Genomic DNA, 18,943 nt, shown 5'->3' on the forward strand with positions numbered 1-18,943 from the left:
AGTTCGCGGTGTGAACCGCTCTCTCTCTGGCGCTTTATTAATATACTTATTTCGCAAGGGCTTGTCAAGCGTTTTGCGAAAATAATTTTGACTTTTTTTTGAAGCCATGCACCGTATGGGTTTCGGGTGTTCCTTCCGGCTCCCATATCCGATCGCCCCATCTGCTTTAACGCCAGAACCTGCTTTTTTACCCCCATCTCGTTTTTGACAGCCGTCTGTAGAATACTTCAGAGGTGGATATAATTGGATTTAGTCAGAGCTACTAAGACTTTGGTTACGGTGTCAGCCCGATCGCACCCTGTTCACCACAGCACTAGGTGATTGGTCAATCTGATTCATATATATATGAGTAGTGCCTGCATTCGTTGTACTTGACTCAGGGAGATTGGGGTATGCGATCGGATCGATCGCCCACCTGCAAGTCCTAGCCCCACACAAATCCATCGCCCGCAACTACAATCTCCTTAATTACAGCCACCCCCAAACATTTTCAGTTAGACCATTTATCAGCCTTTGAGATTCGATCGCGGGTTAGTCTCCTCAACATCTACATCTAAAAAGTGCAAGTGAGTCTCGGACTCAGTATTGGCAGCAATCACCAAACCTGTGCTGCCCCAAGGGGCGATCGCCCGAGGTGAGGCAGGGCCACTAAAATTGCCTACTTGAATCCCTTGACTGTTTAACACTGCTATCTGCCCCCCAGCATCTGCCAACACCCATCCCCACTTAGTTACACAAGCAGACACAGGCAAACTTTCAAGAGGAATTCGCGCTAGCTTGAGCGGCCACAATTTCATCGACAACACAGCGGCTTTACCACCTTGGGGAATTCCGAGCAAGGTATAAGGCTCAGGTGTCAACAACATCTGTCCGACGCTGGCAGACAACTTTACAGAACCCACTGATGTGCCACGGCGAGTGTAAACTCTAAAAATAGTTTGGGGATTTTTTGGTTCGTTGTCTGGCCAAACGGCTAAAACGTGTCGTCGATCCAAAAACGTTAATTCTGGTAAATAGTGTTCCGGTAACGCCACAGTAGCGATCGGCTTTAGGGCTTTTTCTCGATCGCCCGCAGTGCTATTGTCAGCTAAAGCATAAAAACGCAGTTCGCCGGGAACAGCTACTGTCAACCAGCGACCCTGAGAATCAATAGCAGCTTTAAAAGCATCTGCACCTTGCCTTAAACCCATATCCAGTAGGCACTGAGGCTCCCCAGATCGATCGTCGCCCTGCCAGTAAAGTTTTTGCTGAGTGAGAACGCAGCAGCCGTGGGAAGCAGGTAAAATGCCACGCACAATTTCCGGCATTAATATAGAAGTCGGCATTTCTTCTGTTGTAACTGCGTGTTGTCCCGGCTGACACCAAACCTTCACCTCTTTACCTACAGAAGCGTAGAGATACTTTTCCGTGGCAATTAAAGCAGTCAGCGGTGCAGGAAGTATTAGCGGTTTTGGCTGCAAAACCGAATAACGAACAGTCCGAAGTAAATTAATAGCCGGCTGTGATGATTTTTCCTCTTCGACTTCCAGCGCAGAGTCAGTGTCCGACTTCAGGCTTTTAGCGTTGTTGGTTGTGGGGTTTTCCCAAGGAACAATGCAGTCGCCCAATTGCCGGACAGCGGGGTCGTACATGATCAGTCGCAGAGCTTGAGCCATTTGGGAAGCACTGGCAAAACGGCGGGCCGGCAGCTTTTCCAAAGATTTTTTGACTATTGCTTGCAACGGTTCGGGGATGGCGTCGGGAAGTTGCAAGCGTTGATTCAGGTGCGCCCACCTCAAGTCTCCGGGGGCTCCGCCGAAAGGGCGGTAGCCCATGAGCAACTCAAACAGCAAAATTCCCACTGCATATATATCTGACATGGGGGAATAAAGACCGTAAAACCGCTCTGGAGCCATGTATGCCGGGGAACCTACGGTAGCGTCGGGAGAAATTTCTTGGTGGAGGCGAGTTGTACCGATTTCTGGAAGTCGGCGGGCGATGCCAAAGTCAGATAGCCTCGGCGACCAACCTTTGGAGCCTAGAGTGAGGAGGATATTTTCGGGTTTGATGTCGCAATGAACTACGCCTCGGCGGTGGGCGTAGTCTAAGCCTGCTAAAAGTTCCATGACTAGCTGTAAACCTTCGAGCAGTCGCAAGGGACGGTCTTGTTTGAGCAGGTTACGGAGAGTTCCTCCCTCGCAGTAGTCCATAACCAAGTATCTGCCTGTGGCTGTGTGTTCGAGAGCTCGGCAGGTGACAATGTTGGGGTGCTGCAAGGTGATCAGAAACCACAGCTCTCTTAAAAATTCGCTAGTTGGGGCTTTTTGATGGCTGAGTTCTTTGAGAGCAACCAGTTGGCTGGTGAGGCGGGAGTCCTTGGCGGGAGTTTCTCGAACGCTGGCACAAAAAACTCGACCAAATTGCCCTTGTCCGACTAGCCCTAAAATACGGTACTTAGAATGTTGCATCGGTCTAATTATAGAAAAAGCTTGAGCTAGTATTAAAATATGTAAAGAATGCTGACAAAAATTCAATTTTTTGAATCGATCGCCAGGTACTGCTATGTTATCTCAGGTTCATTCTCAGCCTCCGAGGAGCGATCGCACGGTCGCACCTACCAAAATCCTTGAGTTTCGCAGTCAGTATCAATCTTGCCGGATTCGGGTGCCGGATCTGGAACTGCCTGTGGCTGCTATTTTAGTTGATTGTGAGTATTACAGTTTTTTCAAAGCCGTCCAAGAACCATCGAAGGTTTTAGCCATCGTGGCTAAGTTGGCGAATAGGGGTGACTCAACAGCGATTACCAAAACAGCTAGCGGTTATGCAATCTGGGTTAGAGAGCCAGAAGTTGATGCTGTCGTCAAGCCATCTTAGCTTTTTTGAGTGTTAGCCAAATTTTTTTGGCTTTGAATATGTCGATCGCACTTGCATACTGAACTTGACAGGATGAAAAATCAATATGGTTAAAATTATTAGACTCGATCCAATTGCCGAGGAAATGGCAGTGGAAACTCGATCGAATATCCTGGCTGCCTTACTTTCCAAAGACTTAGACGTTCTTAAGGAATGCGGGGGGCGAGGAATGTGCGCTACCTGCCACGTTTACATTAAAGAGGGCATGGAAGGTTTGTCTGACATGAACCGCCGCGAGAGGAGGACGCTGGAGGTCATTACTACAGCGGCATCCAATTCGCGACTTGCTTGTCAGGCTCAAATTATGGGCGAGGGTGTCGTTGTACAGATACCTGCCGGGATGTACATTAATGCTATTGAAAATGTGGAAGCTCTGATCGGTCGCCGAGCTCAGCAAGATTTGTTACACCCAATTACGGGTCAAGTAGTTGTAGAATCGGGAAAGTTAATTACTCGTTCGATCGTTACACAGCTTAATGAAACCCGCTTCCAAGTAGGACAATATTTAGTTCGTACTAAAGAAGCTTAAAACTGATATGTTTGTATTTTAGTAGTTGAGAAAAATCTATGTTGAGCCAACTTGCGCGTTTGAGCACGGAAGCAGACGGACGCTACGCCACTGCCGAAGAGCTGCAATTTTTGAAAGACTACTTTCAGTCTTTAAATCACCGGATGAGCGCTTATAAAAAACTTCAAGCCTCTGAAAAAGAAATTATTCGGCAGGTGGAAGCACAAATGCAGTCTATCGACCCTAGTTTATATCGCCGCGGTTCTCAAGATCTGACTGAAAAGTGCCGTGGAGATGGTGTGCGGGTATTGAGGCATTCGGCGACAGCACTGTTGATTAATGATACTGAACGGTTGCGCGATCGGCTGCTGCTTTGGTTGCAAAGTATTTTAGGCGCTGTTCACAGTCGTAATAGTTCGACCGTGACCTACGATGTCATGAAAAAGGTAATAAAACAATATCTGACTGCTGAAGAAGTCAGCTTATTTTTTCCGATTCTCGACATCAACCGCACTATAGTCGGTAAATAATCAAGGAAAGTCATACCATTTTCGAGCGGGAATGACTGATTACAGAAATGCTTGGAGCAAGGGGCAACGGTTGTATTGTTTTAGCGGACTGGTATCGCATTAACCGTGATAGATTTTGCCGTTAGGAAGAATGGCTCCAAGCAAGTTAACTCCCCCCAAATCCGCCTCACTCAGAATGGCTCCGCGGAGGTTTGCTCCTGTCAAGTCAGCTTTCCGCAAATTGGCTTTACTGAGGTTAGCTTTGCTCAAGTCAATTTCACGCAGGCAAGAATTAGAAAGGTTGGCATTGATCAGGTATGCCCCGCTCAAGTTGGCTTTGCTGAGGTTGGCTCCACTCAAGTTAGCTTCCATCAAATAAGCACCGCTGAAATTGGCTTCGTTCAACAATGCCTCTGCCATATTAATTCCGGTTAAAAGTTTGCGGCTCAAGTCTACACCGCCCAAATCTGCCCCGCTGAGGTTGATACCGCTTAAGTGGCAGCCATTCAAAGTAATCTTTCTGAGGTAGGTTTTGCTCATATCTGCTTTGCACAAATTTGCTCTGTCCAAGCAAGCTTCGCTGAGATCTGATTCGCTCAAACACGCGCTGTTTAAATAAGCTTGAGTGAGGTTAGTTCGCCTGAGGTTAGCTTTGCTGAGGTTGGCTTTGCTGAGTTCGGCACGGGTTAAGTTGGCTCCGGCTAGGTTGGCTTTGGACAATTCGGCTCCGGTGAGCTGTGCGTCGCTCAAGTCTGCCTCTTTGAGACTTGCTAGAGTCAAGTCTGCATCTTTCAAGTTTGCGCCGTTGAGATTGGCTTTAATCAGATAGGCTTTACTTAGATTTGCTTCGCTCAGAACGGCTTTGGTGAGGTTTGCTGCGCTCATATCTGCACCTATGAGATTTGCCTTGGGGAGAATTGCTCCTGTTAGGTTTGCCCAATTCAGGTGAGCTCCCGCTAGGTTGGCGTCGGTGAGATTGGCGTCGGTGAGATTGGCTCCGCTGAGACTTGCTGCCATGAGGTTGGCGCCGGTCAGATTGGCTCCGCTGAGGTCGGCTTTGCTGAGGTTGGCTCGGCTCAGATGGGCTTTTGTGAGGTCGGCTTGACTGAGGTTAGCACCGATTAAGTATGGTCTGTGCTGGTGTTCGTTAAGATTGTCCAAACGTAGAGTTGGGGCATCGCTGGAACGGTATAAATCGATCGGACTCAACACAATGCCGCGCAAGTTGGCCTGTCTAAAATCTCTTTCGCCGGCTGCATATCGATTTAGAAGTTCATTGGCGTCCATTAAGTTTGAGAAAAAAGTTTGAGGTTGTGATTGTTTTTAAATTTTATGAGTTTCTAACAATACTGACAGTTTTTTGAACTGTTATGTAACGTTTTTTTGGCGTTAAACTTCAAGAGTAATTTTTTATCTTGTTAGGCTCCACCACTGATATTAAAAAAAATATCGAGTTCCAGCAGTTGCCTCGATAGGACTTTGAGCATTAAAATTAGCCAAAATTATGTCCGGAGTATTGTTCTAAGGTAAATCATGAATTGTCTAGGTGCGAGTTGTAGTCCAATAAGTAACCTGACACAATTAATTACACAAAAAATGCTCGGGAATTACTACTTGGGAAGCTTTGCGAGCATCGCAGTGTAATTAATCTTGTCCAACTACTTAAGCTTGGGTTAAAAAGATAATTTTTATGCCTGCACCTGTTGTTACTTGAGAACCCAAGAAAGTCTTGGTGATTGCTTTCATAACATATCGCTCCCGAAGGGAGCGGGGACAGCAATGAAACGCTTAGCTAACCCAAGCTTATTGAGTTACAGTCAAACTTTTTTGAAATAGCTAGAGCCATTTTTTAAACTCTGTAGATTTTTGATAATTTAACTGTCTGTAATGTTCGATCGTCGGGTGGATAAAATAGCCGCCCAATAACCTAGCTGATAGCTATTAACAATAAACTAATAGCTGTTACACGAGTCAGTTTTTTTGGCAAAGCTGACTGATAATAGCTTCATGAGCTTGTCCTTCTTCGACCATAGAATCTGCCGGTTGGAGGCGATCGCGCAGTCCTAAAATAAAGCGGTTGCAGTCCGAACCCAAGGATTCGCAGGAGGTTTGCAGGCAGTGGAGTTCCCGACCTGTAAGCTGACTAAAGAAGGAACTTAAGATGCCTGCTTCTAAATAACAGGCCGGCCGCTTCGACTTGGGAGCTGTTTTAGCAAAAAGAGAGTTACCAATCTTTACTATTAAAAATCCCTGTTCGGAATAGCTGGGGTCAAATTCAAATTTTCCCCATCCGTGAGTTTTCCAGCACTGTTGCAAGGACTGAATAAATTCTACCATTTCCATTTCGGAAACTGGCTGGCCGTAGTATTCGCTGACTTCTTCGCAAAAGCGCACGTAGAAGTTTTTCCCCCACCAACGACCGCAGTTGAAAAGCACGAGGCGGGCGGCTTGGCCTGTTTCTTGTTCTAAGCCGATATAAATGGCTTGAATCAGTGTTTCTGGGAGGGCTATGAGCCGATCGCCCCGGCGGTTTTCGAGCAGGCCTAGTTCGAGGTCGCCTCGGACGTAGGCATCGCTGGCAAAGTAGTTTCCAGGGAGGCGGGGCTGTTTGAGCAAGTCGGCAATATTAATCATCGGTAATCGGCAATGGGGACGTGGAAGGAAGACGGAAGAGGTTAATTATTATCGATGTAGGAAATTTGGATTTGGCAATTGATTCTTTGTAAAAAAGGAGTTATGAGGGTTAAGTTTAAAATTAAATTTATTACTTATAACTCATAATTTATGGTTCCTGAATTACATTTTTTAAAGTATTACCTGTTGCCTATTCTTTATTGCCTTGGTCAACAATCATTGATTTTGCTTGGTCAAAGAATGGTTGCAATAATGCTCTTGCTTGCTCGGAAAGCAGTTCTTTTAAACGAGTTTGCAACATATTGCAAACAGTTGCTTCGATTTTTTGAGTTTGGTGGGCTTCGACTATACCGGAAACCCAGTCGAGAAGTCGCTGTTCGAGAAAATCTCGATCGTTCAGCAGCATGGCCATGGCGCAGTAACGCAAGACTAAAACCCAGTGTTTGAGCGATCGTTCTAAGTTTTCTTCTTTTTCGTCGGGGAATTTTTCTTGTAGCTTGTTGGCTATTGGTTGGAAGATGCTTGCTTCCTTCTCTCGCAAAAATTCGTAAATTTTCAAGCGCTGGGCGAGGATTGCAGCTTGACGCTTAAAGGCTATGAGTTCTTCGCCTTTTAGAAAGCGGGTTTCTGCCTGATCCAGCAGGGCCTCAATCTCAGGGTGCATGATTTTAATTAATTGGTAATCGGTAATTGATAAAAGGAAGTCAGTTGACAGTTGACAGTTGACAGTTGACAGTTGGCAGTTGGCAGTTGGTAATAGTTTTCGTAATTACCACCAATAACAAATAACAACTAACCAATATTAACTATTGGCCATTTCCAATTCCCCACGCAGATTAAAAGAGGTCGAATAGATCGTCAATGGTGACTTCGGCAGGTTCAGAAATAGAAATTGCTGGCAAGGGTGGCGGTAGGGGTAGGGCGCCTACTTCGGGAATTCCTTCCCAAGAAATAGCTTGAAAAAAGTCTGCTACCGATCGCGTTAAACTCAGCGCTTGACCAGAAGTCGAGCCATTTTGGGTTTCTAAAGGTTGTCCCAGCCAATTATAGTGACCAAAGAAGTCTTGGACAGACTTACCCAACCATGAAGTTTGACTTTTCATCTTTCTTCCTGCCTGGAGATACCCACCATCGGTCGCTATGCGTGCGATCGCGAAATTGGTGGGAGGAAAGGCAGGGCAGAGGATGTGCCTTTCCAGGTTGTTTACCGCAATATTTCACCGTGTTGCAGTCGATTTTGAATATCGCGGGCGTTGGCACCTTCGTTGAGCCAGAATGCTGCTGCATCAATTTTGTCTGGGTTGCCGAGGAGGAATTTACAATAGGTTTCTCCCATTGAGTAACATTGGAGTTCTATGCAACTGAGAGGCTTTTTGACTAGAGCTCCGAAGAAACCGGCGAACAAACCGGCGTATAGGTGACAAACTGGTTTGCCTACGTCGCCCAAAGTTCGAGCAACTGCTGAGTCAAATAGGTTGATGAAGATGCAGCCATGTTTGCGATCGCTCATGTCAACTTCCCAGCGACCCCAACCTTGAGCAGTGAAAGGCCACCACCAAGTTTCTAGCAGGAACATCAGATTCGACTGGCGAATGTTCTGGCTGAATTCGGCGCTAAACCATTTTTGAAAAAATTCGGAATCTTGCAGCCCCCACTGGCAACCAATAGTATACATGATGACAGAGGACGCCGGGCCTACTTCTTCTTCGAGTCCCTCCACTAAACCGATGATGAAGTCTTCGCTGGTAAAAATGTTGCGGGACTTATTCCAGTCGTTAATTGTACCAAACTCGCGATCGAAGGCAAAAAAATCCTGAAACCTATAATGGTTGTGAGTTTTAGGATGCTTTTGCTTCAATAGCGATTCCCTGTGGGTGGATATTTCTTTTGGGGCGGTAGAGACCATTGGCGCTTTACTCCTGTTTGGTGTAGTTTGCTGAAAATTAGTTCACATAGAACAAATAAACTGACCTGTGTATTCAATTTAACGTCATTTTATGAATGCAGGCAGAGGGTATAATTTTTGACTGCAATATAGTAGGAGTATCAGATACTTCAGTTCTGCCTTCGGACAACTACTTATCTGACTAAGGAGGCGAAAGTCGTTTTAACGTTAAACGGCGATGTGTTATCGTTTTGTGCAAGCTTGACCATCGAATCCAACCCTGGTTCGCCGAGGCGTCAGCAGCCACAAACAGAAAGAAGAACGATCGAGGTAAGCGGACTAAGCGAAAGTCGCTCTACCGAGATGCTAAAGCACCGGAAGGTCGGTTGGCTACCAAAACAGCAGCAGCGATGGTAGCATGAGCTGCATACCGTTTCTTTCAAACGTTGAAGCATCAAGCATCTAAACGTGGATGTATTGTAGTAGACGTAATGGAAGAATATAGATCTAAAAGCTGTTGAAAGTGTGGACAGAGCCACACAAAATTACCAGGTAACAAACAATTTGTTGCCCCTGAATGCGGTCACGCAATTGGTCGTGAGATAAATGGCGCCTTTAACATTTTGTTAAAGCCTTTGAGAGATACCTCCGCATAGTCGTGAGATTGCATCTTACCACATCGCGCCATACACAGTAGAGGCTGATTGCCAGCCTCTACTGGGTTAAATGTATCTGTCCACTATATATATAGGGCATATGGGATGAAACATCACGCTTGTATTGCAATAGGCATCAATCAATATCAGTTACTCCAGCCTTTGAGTTATGCACAAGAGGATGCAGAGGCACTTTACGGTTTTTTGACTGAGGAGGCTGGTTTTGCGCCGGATGGATGTCTGTTGATGACGGATAGCTCGCCGTCGCTGTGGGGTCAATCTACGTATCCGAATCGGGAAAATATTCTGAAATTGACCGAAAGCCTCTGCGCGGAACATTTACAACACGGAGATTTACTTTGGTGTTTTTTCAGCGGCTACGGTGTCAGCTATGAAGGTAAGGATTATTTGATGCCTGTTGATGGCAATCCGGCTGACATTCAGGGTACGGGGATTCCGGTAGAGTTGCTGTTGAATACTCTGAAAAATGCTCCTACGGAAACGGTGTTGGTGCTGGTGGATATGAACCGCAGCCAGACAGTGAAGGCGGGGGAAACGATCGGCACTCAAACGGCAGAGCTGGCCCGGGAACTGGAAATCCCGACGGTGCTTTCTTGCCGCCCGAATCAAGTTTCGCGCGAAACTTCTGCTCTGCGTCAAGGATTTTTTACGACGGCGCTTTTAGAGGGGCTGCGATCGGGACAGTGCATGACGCTTAAGGGTTTAGACCGTTTCTTGAGCGATCGGCTACCGGAGCTGTGCGACCACCATTTGCGTCCCAAACAAGAACCTTTGATGGTGGTGAATCCTCCTGGAAAGGCTCATTTGGTGATTTTGCCTGATGCTGCTGGGGTGCCGACTTCTGCATTGGCCGGACGCAACGGCAATATGACGGTTGCGATGGCTGATGGGATCGATCGCCCGCAAATGGCTGTGGCTACTGCTCAAATGGAGGTGCCCGAGGCAACTCGCAACGCGGTTGATGCCTCGGTTGAGAGGACTCCTGTGTCGCAGCCGAATGCTGTCAGACCAGGAAGCGGTGGGGGGGGCGATCGACCGAACTCGCAACAGCCCGAGGATACGGATAACGGGGGATCGGATAAGTCATTTTTACAGCAGTTAGTTTTGTGGAGTGGAGCTACCGCTTTGGTGCTGCTGTTGGGTGTTTTTCTGACGAACAAATCGATTTTTATCGGTCAGCAGGAAGGAGATTCTCGATCGCCTGCTGAGAATGCCCAAAACCCCGGGACTCAAAAATCTGCTGGTGGTGGAGTGGCGCAGAACCAACCGCGCGCGGTACAAGCAGCGACTGATAGCAAGCAGCCTCCCTCAAGCCAGCAGGTGTGGGCTGAGGCAAAAACTTTCCTCAAGGATGGTTCGGCTTCTAGTTTTAATCGAGCGGTGGTTAAGGCTCGAACGATTCCGCCTAACGATCCGCTCTACCCGCAGGCTCAGCAGGATATTGAGCGCTGGAGTTTGGTGATTTTGGATATTGCTAACGGGCGGGCTGCTAGGGGCAATTTCTCCGGGGCGATCGGCGCGGCTAAATTAATGCCTGATGTGAATCAAGCGGTTTACAATCAGTCGAAACAGGCGATCGTTCAGTGGGAGGAGCTATCCAAAGAGCAGGATGTCAATGCTGCTTTGCTATCGGCGGCTGCGAGTCAAATTAAGCGGGGGGCTGCCTCTTCCTACAGTAAAGGCATCCAGCAAGCGAATAAAATTCAGCCCGGTCAGCCAAAGCATGAAGAAGCTCAGCAGTTGATTGGAGAGTGGAGCGGAGCTATTCTCAAAATTGCTCAGTTGCGTGCCTCTCAAGGAAAGTTGAAAGAGGCAGTTGAAGCTGCTTCCCTGGTGCCGTCGGGTACCAAGAGTTATGAGCCGGCTCAAAAGGCGATCGCCAATTGGAAAACTAAGCTGCAACGCCAGAAAAAAGGTTGATTTAGTTAATGATTTTCCGGTTTACCACCGGGAAATTATCTTAGCTAGGGGGTCAAGATAGGTATAGCAATCCATACCTCTTGATAGTGCAAGAAGATAACGACACATCGAGCGTATTAAACAATAATATCATGGACTATTTCCCCTTCGCAGAGCCAGCGAGAGGGGATTTTATATGCTATCAGGTCGATGCCTTTTGCGAAACTAAAACATATTGTAGATGCGTGTTAATCAATATTTATCGTGTACGTCCAATATTTCCAAAACCTCCATAGACCAGCCTCTCCAGACTCAAAAGCCAGGTTTGTTTTTACCGCAATGATGGCTGTAACGATGGTTTTATGAAAAAATGATTGATGCCAAAATCCTCAATAAGTCAGCTTAAATCTAAAATTATTTTTTTATTTTGGCATTAATTGCTTCTGTTTTGCTGTAATTCGATACTTACTCTTAAGTTTAGGAACTAGCAAATTCCGCCATATATAACTGCTATTGACTACCAAATGCGAAGGTGAAATCGGGATTTTAAAGATTGAGGGTGTGGGTATTGCCGTATTGATTTGTTTGACCCATCTTTTTGGCTGTTAGGAGCGAGTGACGGATGGGAAAAAATTGAAAATTGTGCTGTTTTTAAATTATTAGAATTAATCACTCTGTTATAAATTATACAAAATTAGCCGCAACTCGCAATTGTCGTCGGTGTGCGATCGTCCCCAATGAATTTAGAAAACAAATTCATCGCCACAGAGAGCAAAATGTATCGACTCAGAAGTTCCGAGTCTTAGTTGGTGCGGACATCATAAAGCTGCCTTAATTAACACAAATCATGGCTTTGGAAGAATAGCCAAAAAATATATCATCTATAAACAAGAATTAACACTTGCTCGCTTATGGTAGCCCCCGTAACAATACGTATGCCTAAAGTTATAGTCCACAGCAAGGCATATGCGGGGATCTAAATCAATAGGGTGAGGTGGTAGTGTCTGGGTGTTAAGAGGGGCGATGTAAGAGGAATTTTTGGCGATCGATCCCTTCCCTATGGGGGAGGCTAAAACGTAAGAAGGCAAGGATCTGGAGACTGTGCTGAATTTTTTGAGTCCCGGAGAGTAGCGTTAGCACTAAACTCTGCATTATTGTAGGAGGCTAGGTAAATTTGTAACAGTTCTTAACTATGGAAAATTCTGTCAAAACTGCTAGCATGGTGACACTTTTGCTAGCAAAAACAGATAAAGTAAATAAAGTTGGCTAGCTCTAGAGGCCCCGATCCCCATCCCGGGGATCTTGAATCAATTGGATTCGTACCAAGTGGTTTTAGAGTTACAATTGGAACCAAAGCATCGCTATTTAACTGAGTTCTTTAGTTACTTTTACTTTCTGCTATGAACGTGGATTTTATCAAAGCCCAAGTCAGGTTGCTACAGGGTGCAAGTTCATCGGAGCGAGAAACCCTTATTAAAAACATCGGCGTCTGTGCTGGCGTGATCAGACCCGGAGAGTACGTGACTCCACAGCGGAAGCACGCCATCACTCTCTGGCTGCAAACAAATGCAGTGCGACTCCGGCTTCCCCAGCTTCCTCTGGATTTATCGGGCCACAAGCCTTCACACGGAAGTAATTAAGGGGCAGCAACAGAATCAGATAAATTAGTCAATCTTGTCTAAAAGTGCTTTTTTGTTGAACCCTACAGGGTCAATGAGACACAATTCGGATTGAAAAAATGTTTGTAGGGAGAGTTGAACCCGAAAAATGCCTGCGGATCGGAAGCGGCCCACCGCTTTGGCAGACACAGGAAGTGAGCGTCAAACCTGCTCTAAAAGTAGATTTGAGTAAGTTTCGCAGAACGGGGTTATTGTCCACAACTAAAACCTGGGTTATTTGCTTTTAGATTTGAGATTCAAGATTGAGTTCGTGCTGGATAAATTTGCTATTTGTCGATCGGCTGAAAAATCAACCCTATCGAATAGGTATAACTAATTACACGGGCAGTCGCGAGACTGCCTTTATTTTTGAGTCCCGCGACGAAACTCCTGCAAGTTACAATAAACCCATCTACTTGCAGACAGAGTAAAGAGTTGGGAGTTCTCCTCTATTAAATACTGAGCAACTGTCGCAGGTATGAATTTCACGCGGTACAGCATTTGTAGAAGGGCCGGCAACAATCTGAAATTTTTGTCCGGGTTAGGCGTGGGAGTCGGGCTGGACGGTAACGGTTGGAGATGTGGAACTTTCTGAGGGAGGATATCCGGTGAATGACTTGAACTAAGGAACAATTTTTATTTATGATATTAATATCATCCCACAGAAAAAGTTATCAGAAAATTGGGTTTCAAATCCCGTCCTTATAGGACGGCTTTGATATTTTACGGGAAGTTTTTTCTGCTTGTAGTATACTAGAATAAGCGTAAAATCGCGGGAGAATCAATGCTAGTCCTTGAATACAAAGTCAAAGCAAAACCATCTCAATATCGAGCGATCGACGAAGCGATTCAGACGGTGCAATTCATCCGCAACAAATCAATTCGTTACTGGATGGACGCATCAAGGGAAGACAAGATAGATCGATTTGCTTTGAACAAGTATTCTACAAAACTGCGCCAAGAATTCGCCTTTGTTAAAGAGCTTAATGCGATGGCAGTACAAGCTGCTGCCGAGCGGGGATGGCTGTCTATATCTCGATTTTACGACAACTGTAAAAAGAAAAAACCGGGTAAAAAGGGCTACCCAAAATTTCAGCGATCCAATCGCTCGGTTGAGTACAAGACAAGTGGATGGTCGCTAATTCCAACCAAACGGCGTATCACCTTTACCGACAAGAAGGGTATCGGAGAGCTAAAGTTGCTGGGTAAATGGGACATCCATACTTATCCAGTAGTAGCTATTAAACGAGTGAGATTGGTGCGCCGTGCCGACGGCTATTACTGTCAGTTTTGCGTCGATGTTGAGTGTCGAGATATTCAGCCTCTTTCAGGGAAAGAGATCGGTTTAGATGTTGGTTTGGAATCTTTCTACACAGATTCCAACGGATATCACGAACCCAATCCTAAATTCTTGAGAAAATCTGAACCTGACATCAAGCACGCTCAACGTCGCATTTATAAAAAACAGAAAGGATCGAACAACCGCCGTCAAGCAAGGGCTAGATATTCCAAGAAACATTTAAGGGTAAGTAGGCAACGGAATGAACACGCTAAGAGATTGGCGCGTAACGTATGCAAATCTAACGATTTAGTAGCCTACGAAGACTTAAAAATTAGCAATATGCTCAAAAACCACTGCTTAGCTAAATCTATTGCAGACGCTAGCTGGTATCTATTCAGAATGTGGATTCACTATTTTGCTACCAAGTTTGGAAAACTAGCTGTTGCTATTCCCCCTCACTACACGAGTGCTGAGTGCAGCCAATGCAAACGAGTTGTCAGAAAGTCTCTGAGTGCTAGAACTCATGTTTGTGTTTGCGGCTGTAACCTGCACAGAGATACAAACGCGGCTATCAACATTTTGCTTAAAGCAAAATCTAGGGGAGGACATCCCCAAAGTAACGCTGGGGGAGTTGTAACCTCTACTCTACTTGGGGCAACCCTGGTTGAGCAAGTTGCGACTGTGAACCTAGAATCCCCGCACTTATAGGGCGGGGAGTGTCAATGCAATTAACTTGCTTTCTCATATATTTGTCAACAAAAACACTGTGCCGAAAAAACAAAAATTTCCTTATTTAGTTGGTTCCCGATGGACTTCTCACCAAAAAACTTGGGGGTGGCGGCACTTTCAAGTAGTCAACAGAAAAAACGAAGGTCAATGGGTTTTTGCGGAAATGGTGGCGGCTTGCGATCCAAATGTCCGTTTCTGGCTGAACGCCAAACAGCTCAAAGATCGATCGCTCTGGCAAGCTGGATGGCAGTCTACACAAGAATTAGAGGAATTAGAAGCGGTAGAGTAAAAGATAGCGTTTTGGGGGTAGAGTGAGTTAGAGATTGGTCATGGTAATCGCAAGAGGGTGAAGTAATGAAAAAAAAGTTGTGTTCTTGGTGTGTTTGCTAATTAGTGCTGGATTGGGCGGTGCAGTTGTCGGAAAGTCGATCGCAATTCCAATTCGCTCTCTTCCCAATACTCTGTCTGCCGATATTCCAACTCCCGCAGCAGACTTGTCCGGCTTAGTCCTGACTTTACAAGACTTGCCCGCAGGTTTTACAGAAATGCCACCTGCGAGTCTCAAAAGAATGGGCACTGGTACGCCTGACTTTAAACCAGCAAGCGTGTTTGGCTATCAAAAGAGTGATGACCAGCAGTTTCAAATAGTCATGGGATTTACAACACAACTGCCCAACGCAATCGATCGATCTCAATTTGATGCAGGAGTCCGTGAAGAGAAAGTTGCACAAGAGTTCTCTAAAGGTTTAAACAGTAGCAACAAGGAATTTAATTTTGCTAATGCTATGCCTTTAAGTTTAGAAGATAAGATTGGCGATGTATCGAGTGGATGGAGAAGTCAAGGAAAAATACGAGGTTTACTCATCAATGTCGAACTCGTGCTGTTTCGGCGGGGAAAAATAGGAAGTTTTGTCGCAATTATCTATCTCGACGGCAAACAACCCACTATGACAAGTAGCTCGACCGCGCGGCAACTAGACAAGCGCATCATGGAACTGAAACCTGACTTAACTCAACCGCAATAAGAATGAAAAAAAAACTTGTGTTCTTGGTATGTTTGCTCATTAGTGCTGGATTGGCCAGTGCGCTTGGCAAAGAGTCGATCGCAATTCCAATTCGCTCTCTTCCCAATACTCTATCTGCGGATATTCCAACTCCCGCAGCGGACTTGCCCAACCTAGTCCTGACCTTACAAGACTTACCCGCAGGTTTTGTAGAGATGCCACTTCCGACCATGCAAAAACTGGTCAGCGGTCTCCAGACATTGAAACCAGCAAGTGTGTTTGGTTATAACAAAAACGACGATCAGCATTTTCAAATAATCCTAGGATTTACACAAAAACTGACCAACCAGATCGAGCGAGCTAAATTTGACGCAGATATGCGTGAAGATGTTTTTGCTAAAGAGTTCTCCAAAGGTTTAAACAGTAGTGGTAAGAATGAATATCAATTTACTAATCTTACTAATTTAACTTTAGAAGAAAAGATTGGGGAGGTATCGCGTGGGTGGACAAATCAAGGAAAAATACAAGGTGTGACGATGAATCTCGAAATCGCGGTATTTCGACGGGGAAAAATAGGAAGTTATCTGATGATTCTGTATGTTGATGGCAAGAAACCCGCTATAACAATGAGTTCAGTCGCGCGCCAACTTGACAAGCGGATCGTGGAACTGACCCCTGACTTAACTCAACCGCAATAAGCGGGTAATGCCAGCGTTCAACAGTTGACAGTTGACAGTTGACAGTTGACAGTTTGAGAGCGACCTCTACCTAGAAGTCCGAGGATTGGAGTAATGAATAGTCTGATTTTAATTTCAGCCTGATACCTGAGGGTGAGACTCAGATTGGTTGCCCTAACAAGATTCTTCGTTAAAAATAGCATAAAAACCTAATTTTTATGCTATTTTTAACGATGAGTGTTACCAGAAAATTTAGTCGATCGCACTTGTTGCTGCATCCAGAGATGATATCATGTCTGTTGAATTGCCCGCCATCAAATTTTGTCGTTTGGTTGGGGCAGGTTGATAGATATTATTGTGGATGTGAATCTGAGATTGTTAGTAAACCCGCCACAAGTATTATGGTTGATTGACCAGGCAAACTCTGGCCCAGAAACAAGAGATCGATCGCAATAATTGATACAAAAATACCTATGACTGCCGCTGTTTCCCTGCAAAATGCCTGCAAAATCTACAACAAAATTCCTGTTGTCAATGACCTTTCGTTCACGATTGAAGCCGGAGAAATGTTCGGTCTCCTGGGCCCCAACGGTGCCGGAAAATCGACGACAATTCGGATGCTGACTACGCTGACTAAACCCAGCAGCGGTCAAATTCAGGTAGCTGGATATGACGTGATGCGTCAAAGCTTGCAAGTTAAACAGTCCATCGGCGTTGTGCTACAACAAACTAGCGTTGATAATGAGCTTTCTGTATGGGAAAATATGGAGTTTCACGGGCGGATGCACCACATCCCCAACCCGAAACGGCAACAGTTGATTAAACAGTGGTTGGGATATGTAGAATTAGCAGAAAGACGGGATGATTTAGTCAAAACTTTGTCGGGTGGAATGAAGCGGAGGTTGCAAATTGCCCGATCGCTTTTGCATGAACCGGAAATCTTATTTTTGGACGAACCGACTGTAGGGTTAGACCCGCAAACGCGGCGCAGGTTGTGGGAAATTATTCTAGATTTGAACAAGCAGGGGATGACTATGCTGTTGACGACGCATTATATGGATGAGGTAGAGTATTTGTGCGATCGCATCGGGATTATGGACGGCGGTAAGTTGATTCAATTGGGAACGCTAGCGCAACTGCGGCAAGAACACGGTCAAGGGTTGGTGATGAAGCAAATAGGCGATCGCTGGGAATACAAGTTTTTCCCGACTTTGGAAGAAGCGAATTTTTATCTGGATGCGAAAGAGGATAAGACTGGTATGATGGTTCGTCCTTCTAATTTAGAGGATATTTTTGTAGAACTGACTGGCAGACAGTTAGATTGATTAATGTCTAATTGCTTTTTTTCGGTTCTCCTAGATAACTCCATCCTTCTCAATTCAACATTCAACGTCTCTATTTCTAATTACAAATTCCCCAATGACTCGTTTAGCCACAACAATAGAAGCCATACTTTACCTAAAAGGTCAGCCGGTGTCGCTTGTAGAGATTGCCGAGATTGCTAAGTGCGATCGATCGTCCGCCGAAGACGCGATTATCGAGCTCATGTCTGACTCATCCCACCGCGACAGTGCCCTAGAAGTCGTCGAAACCCCAACGGGATACAGCCTGCAACTCAGAGACGAGTTTGCCAGTTTAATGCAAACTTTAATACCCCCAGAATTAGGTGTTGGAGCTTTGCGGACGCTGGCTGCGATCGCCCTCAAAGGTGGCATCGCGCAGCCAGATTTAGTGAATTTGCGGGGTTCGGGGGCTTACCAACAAGTGCAGGAACTGGTAGAAATGGGTTTCGTGCGGAAACGAAAGCCAACGGATGGGCGATCGTACTGGCTACAAGTTACCGAAAAATTTCACCGGTATTTTCAAGTAGACCAATTGCCCAAACAATTACAACTTGACTTTCAGGCAAATTTGTACCCAAGCAATGAGGAGTAGTTTGAAGTAGAATATAGCAAGCCAGAAATTAAGAATCGCCAAATGGTTTTTCACCCTGACTTTGACCTGGACAATGCCCAACAAACCGCAGTCAATCCACTTCTGAAGTACCTCCAACACCAATCTCCGGAGGTTCTAGCCCGCATCGCCAAGTCCGCCAGCCCAGAAATTAGAGAAATTATCTCTCATAACGTTCAAGGACTTGTCGGCGTCTTGCCTTCGGACAATTTTAACGTCGAAATTACCACAGACCGCGAAAACTTAGCAGGTTTACTAGCTTCAGCGATGATGACAGGCTATTTTCTGAGACAAATGGAGCAGAGGATGTACCTAGAAGAAAATTTAGCAAGCACGAGTTCGATTCAACCAAACCCTACCAAAGAAAAGTAACAAAGAGCGGCGGCTTGGGGAAGCCAGAAAAATGAAACGTGTTGACAACATAAACATTCCTGGACGGAGTAGCGAAGAAACGGAGTAAATCCGAGGAATTCGTAGTTTTCTAGATTCCCCCGCTACGCCAGACTAAGGCTTAATTGCCTACGCTCGACTGGTCAATACCTTAATAGGATTCGCTAGTCCTAAGCGGTTAAGAACGGAACATTGCCTAGTTTCTGAAGGTGAAAAACCGATTTTGATAACAAGCCACCAGAGCAT

20 protein-coding genes and 1 pseudogene are annotated in these 18,943 nt (G+C 45.6%); 14 read left to right on the top strand and 7 right to left on the bottom strand.

Going from position 1 to position 18,943, the window contains the following annotated elements; translation table 11 throughout:
• Nucleotides 1–282: 282 nt before the first annotated feature.
• Nucleotides 283–444 carry a hypothetical protein gene (locus JGK36_RS29025; RefSeq protein ID WP_293187092.1) on the bottom strand — a complete coding sequence of 54 codons (162 nt, stop codon included), beginning with the start codon at nucleotides 442–444 and terminating at the stop codon, nucleotides 283–285.
• Nucleotides 445–506: 62 nt separating this feature from the next.
• The gene (locus JGK36_RS29030; RefSeq protein ID WP_293198840.1) at nucleotides 507–2,447 is read right to left on the bottom strand and encodes a serine/threonine-protein kinase; all 1,941 of its coding nucleotides are present in this window, start codon (nucleotides 2,445–2,447) and stop codon (nucleotides 507–509) included.
• 94 nt (nucleotides 2,448–2,541) lie between these two features.
• Here JGK36_RS29030 and JGK36_RS29035 point away from each other — a divergent pair, with 94 nt between their 5' ends.
• The 3 genes from JGK36_RS29035 (at nucleotide 2,542) to JGK36_RS29045 (ending at nucleotide 3,930) form a co-directional block, all read left to right on the top strand.
• Nucleotides 2,542–2,853, top strand: coding sequence for a hypothetical protein (locus JGK36_RS29035; protein WP_293187094.1), 312 nt, complete (start codon nucleotides 2,542–2,544; stop codon nucleotides 2,851–2,853).
• 85 nt (nucleotides 2,854–2,938) lie between these two features.
• Entirely contained in the window at nucleotides 2,939–3,421 is a 483-nt protein-coding gene (locus tag JGK36_RS29040) for a 2Fe-2S iron-sulfur cluster-binding protein (protein ID WP_293187095.1), read from the top strand.
• A 38-nt stretch (nucleotides 3,422–3,459) separates the two neighbouring features.
• Complete coding sequence (locus JGK36_RS29045) at nucleotides 3,460–3,930, top strand: phycobilisome protein (RefSeq protein WP_293187096.1); 471 nt, start codon at nucleotides 3,460–3,462, stop codon at nucleotides 3,928–3,930.
• 99 nt (nucleotides 3,931–4,029) lie between these two features.
• On the opposite strand, the gene JGK36_RS29050 is transcribed toward JGK36_RS29045, so the two are convergent.
• The 5 genes from JGK36_RS29050 to JGK36_RS29070 form a co-directional block, all read right to left on the bottom strand.
• Complete coding sequence (locus JGK36_RS29050; protein WP_293192603.1) at nucleotides 4,030–5,196, bottom strand: pentapeptide repeat-containing protein; 1,167 nt, start codon at nucleotides 5,194–5,196, stop codon at nucleotides 4,030–4,032.
• Between the two features lie 684 nt (nucleotides 5,197–5,880).
• Nucleotides 5,881–6,543: a V4R domain-containing protein gene (locus tag JGK36_RS29055; RefSeq protein ID WP_293185472.1), complete on the bottom strand. Its 663-nt coding sequence runs from the start codon at nucleotides 6,541–6,543 to the stop codon at nucleotides 5,881–5,883.
• Nucleotides 6,544–6,733: 190 nt separating this feature from the next.
• Nucleotides 6,734–7,207, bottom strand: a complete 474-nt coding sequence (locus JGK36_RS29060) for a phycobilisome protein (RefSeq protein ID WP_293185471.1) — start codon at nucleotides 7,205–7,207, stop codon at nucleotides 6,734–6,736.
• 172 nt (nucleotides 7,208–7,379) lie between these two features.
• Complete coding sequence (locus tag JGK36_RS29065) at nucleotides 7,380–7,646, bottom strand: hypothetical protein (protein ID WP_293185469.1); 267 nt, start codon at nucleotides 7,644–7,646, stop codon at nucleotides 7,380–7,382.
• Between the two features lie 101 nt (nucleotides 7,647–7,747).
• A complete protein-coding gene (locus JGK36_RS29070; RefSeq protein ID WP_293185466.1) occupies nucleotides 7,748–8,449 on the bottom strand; it encodes a V4R domain-containing protein in 702 nt (233 codons plus the stop codon).
• 230 nt (nucleotides 8,450–8,679) lie between these two features.
• On the opposite strand from JGK36_RS29070, the gene JGK36_RS29075 reads away from it, so the two are divergent.
• The 11 genes and pseudogenes from JGK36_RS29075 to JGK36_RS29125 all read left to right on the top strand — a co-directional run bounded on the left by JGK36_RS29075 (nucleotide 8,680) and on the right by JGK36_RS29125 (nucleotide 18,679).
• A complete protein-coding gene (locus JGK36_RS29075; protein ID WP_293185464.1) occupies nucleotides 8,680–8,850 on the top strand; it encodes a hypothetical protein in 171 nt (56 codons plus the stop codon).
• Nucleotides 8,851–8,961: 111 nt separating this feature from the next.
• Nucleotides 8,962–9,084: pseudogene (locus tag JGK36_RS29080) on the top strand (hypothetical protein); the annotation flags it as partial.
• A gap of 105 nt (nucleotides 9,085–9,189) precedes the next feature.
• On the top strand, nucleotides 9,190–11,025 hold the full coding sequence (locus JGK36_RS29085; RefSeq protein ID WP_293192605.1) for a caspase family protein: 1,836 nt from the start codon (nucleotides 9,190–9,192) through the stop codon (nucleotides 11,023–11,025).
• Between the two features lie 1,379 nt (nucleotides 11,026–12,404).
• The gene (locus JGK36_RS29090; RefSeq protein WP_293148907.1) at nucleotides 12,405–12,644 is read left to right on the top strand and encodes a hypothetical protein; all 240 of its coding nucleotides are present in this window, start codon (nucleotides 12,405–12,407) and stop codon (nucleotides 12,642–12,644) included.
• An 802-nt stretch (nucleotides 12,645–13,446) separates the two neighbouring features.
• Nucleotides 13,447–14,652: a transposase gene (locus JGK36_RS29095; protein WP_293185460.1), complete on the top strand. Its 1,206-nt coding sequence runs from the start codon at nucleotides 13,447–13,449 to the stop codon at nucleotides 14,650–14,652.
• Between the two features lie 58 nt (nucleotides 14,653–14,710).
• Nucleotides 14,711–14,962 (top strand): TIGR02450 family Trp-rich protein, encoded by a 252-nt coding sequence (locus JGK36_RS29100; protein WP_293185459.1) that lies wholly within the window; start codon nucleotides 14,711–14,713, stop codon nucleotides 14,960–14,962.
• 79 nt (nucleotides 14,963–15,041) lie between these two features.
• Complete coding sequence (locus JGK36_RS29105; RefSeq protein ID WP_293198842.1) at nucleotides 15,042–15,698, top strand: hypothetical protein; 657 nt, start codon at nucleotides 15,042–15,044, stop codon at nucleotides 15,696–15,698.
• A 2-nt stretch (nucleotides 15,699–15,700) separates the two neighbouring features.
• Nucleotides 15,701–16,375, top strand: a complete 675-nt coding sequence (locus JGK36_RS29110; RefSeq protein ID WP_293185457.1) for a hypothetical protein — start codon at nucleotides 15,701–15,703, stop codon at nucleotides 16,373–16,375.
• Between the two features lie 452 nt (nucleotides 16,376–16,827).
• Entirely contained in the window at nucleotides 16,828–17,679 is an 852-nt protein-coding gene (locus JGK36_RS29115; protein WP_293198844.1) for an ABC transporter ATP-binding protein, read from the top strand.
• 94 nt (nucleotides 17,680–17,773) lie between these two features.
• The gene (gene scpB / locus JGK36_RS29120) at nucleotides 17,774–18,289 is read left to right on the top strand and encodes an SMC-Scp complex subunit ScpB (protein ID WP_293198846.1); all 516 of its coding nucleotides are present in this window, start codon (nucleotides 17,774–17,776) and stop codon (nucleotides 18,287–18,289) included.
• Between the two features lie 42 nt (nucleotides 18,290–18,331).
• Nucleotides 18,332–18,679, top strand: coding sequence for a DUF760 domain-containing protein (locus JGK36_RS29125; protein ID WP_293198848.1), 348 nt, complete (start codon nucleotides 18,332–18,334; stop codon nucleotides 18,677–18,679).
• Nucleotides 18,680–18,943: the final 264 nt, after the last annotated feature.

Source organism: Microcoleus sp. PH2017_35_SFW_U_B (assembly GCF_020737865.1).
Lineage (GTDB): Bacteria > Cyanobacteriota > Cyanobacteriia > Cyanobacteriales > Microcoleaceae > Microcoleus.